The sequence below is a fragment of the Nocardia sp. NPDC060220 genome, from assembly GCF_042727815.1.
GTDB lineage: Bacteria > Actinomycetota > Actinomycetes > Mycobacteriales > Mycobacteriaceae > Nocardia.
This window is the reverse complement of sequence record NZ_JBHWZY010001111.1, coordinates 1-1903: the sequence shown is the minus strand read 5'-3', so window position 1 is coordinate 1903 and position 1903 is coordinate 1. Positions and strand designations below refer to the sequence as shown.

The following is a 1903-nucleotide window of genomic DNA, read 5'->3' as shown; positions in this document are numbered from 1 at the left end:
GGCGTAGGCGACGAAGGAGCAAGCCCCGGTGGCTAACCGGCGGCCCCTCAGGGCCGCGACTCGAGCGCGCCAGCGCTCCAAAAACACAGCGTCAAACCAACTGGGACTACTCGAACAAGAAGGGCCCGCCGCCGATCACATGATCAGCAGCGGGCCTTCCGTTTACCCGATCAGTGCGAGTGACCGTGGCCGTGGTCGTCGTCGGCCTCGGCCGGCTTCTCCACGATGGCGCTCTCGGTGGTCAGGATCATCCGCGCGACCGAGGCGGCGTTCACCACGGCGGAGCGGGTCACCTTGACCGGGTCGACGACACCGTCGGCGAGCAGGTCGCCGTAGGTCAGGGTGGCGGCGTTGAAGCCTTCCTTGCCCTCGGAGACCTTCGCGACCACGACGGCACCGTCGAGGCCGGCGTTGGTGGCGATCCAGTACAGCGGCGCCTCGAGGCCCTTACGAACCACCTCGACACCGACGGCCTTGTCGCCGGCGAACGAGTCACGCAGCTCGCCCAGTGCGGCAGCGGCGATCACGAGCGCCGAACCACCACCGGGGACGATGCCCTCCTCGACCGCGGCCTTGGCAGCGGCGACCGCGTCGTCGACGCGGTACTTGCGCTCCTTGAGCGCGGTCTCGGTGGCAGCGCCGACCTTGATCACCGCGACGCCACCGGCCAGCTTCGCCAGCCGCTCTTCGAGCTTCTCGCGATCCCAGTCGGAGTCCGAGGCCTCGATCTCGCGACGCAGCTGCGCGCTGCGGCCCTTGATGTCCTCGTCGGAGCCCGCGCCGTCGATCAGCACGGTCTCGTCCTTGGTGACGACGACGCGACGCGCCTGACCCAGCTGCTCGATGGTGGCCTCGCGCAGGGTGACGCCGAGATCGGGGTTGATCACGGTGCCACCGGTGACGACGGCCAGGTCGTCGAGGAACGCCTTGCGACGGTCACCGAAGAACGGCGCCTTCACGGCGACGGCCTTGATGGTCTTGCGGATCGAGTTGACCACCAGGGTGGACAGCGCTTCGCCGTCGACGTCCTCGGCCACGATCAGCACGGCCTTGCCGGACTCGGCGATCTTCTCGAGCAGCGGCAGCAGATCGGGCAGCGAGCTGATCTTGTCGCGGTGCAGCAGGACGTAGGTGTCCTCGAGCACGGCCTGCTGGGTCTCGGGATCGGTCTGGAAGTAGGGCGAGAGGTAGCCCTTGTCGAACTGCACGCCTTCGGTGATGACGAGTTCGGTGTTCGTGGTCGAGGACTCCTCGACCGTCACGACGCCGTCCTTGCCGACCGTGGTGAGCGCCTTGCCGACCATCTCGCCGATTTCCTCGTCACGTGAGGAAACGGTGGCGACCTGGGCGATGGCCTTCTCGCCGGAGACGGGAGTGGCCAGCGCGAGCAGCACCTCCGACACCTTCTCGGCGGCAGCGGCGATGCCCTGGCCGAGGGTGATCGGGTTGGCACCCGCGGCGACGTTCTTCAGGCCGCCGCGCACGAACGCCTGCGCCAGCACGGTGGCGGTGGTCGTACCGTCGCCCGCGACATCGTTGGTCTTGGTGGCGACGCTCTTGACGAGCTGTGCGCCGAGGTTCTCGAAGGGGTCCTCGAGGTCGATCTCACGCGCGATGGTGACACCGTCGTTGGTCACGGTGGGGCCACCGAAAGCCTTGGCCAGCACCACATGCCGGCCGCGGGGGCCGAGGGTCACCTTGACGGCGTCGGCCAGCTTGTCGACACCGCGTTCCAGAGCCCGGCGAGCCTTTTCGTCGAACTCGATCTGCTTGGGCATAAGAGGATTCAGCTCCTGTTTGTGAACGCAATCCGCCCCGGGCCTGTGAAGACGCCGGGGCGGAACGCTGATGCGGCGTTGGCCTTACTTGGTGACGACGGCCAGGATGTCGCGCGCCGAGAGGA

General features: G+C 67.8%; 1 protein-coding gene. It reads right to left on the bottom strand.

Annotated elements, in window-relative coordinates:
* Window positions 1-170 precede the first annotated feature (170 nt).
* Window positions 171-1778, bottom strand: coding sequence for a chaperonin GroEL (gene groL, locus ACFWF3_RS34200; RefSeq protein WP_379318164.1), 1608 nt, complete (start codon window positions 1776-1778; stop codon window positions 171-173).
* Between the last annotated feature and the right edge of the window lie 125 nt (window positions 1779-1903).

Excerpts from the sequence above, each read along its gene's own strand:
- groL (WP_379318164.1), bottom strand. The coding sequence starts at position 1,778 with ATGCCCAAGCAGATCGAGTTCGACGAAAAGGCTCGCCGGGCTCTGGAA.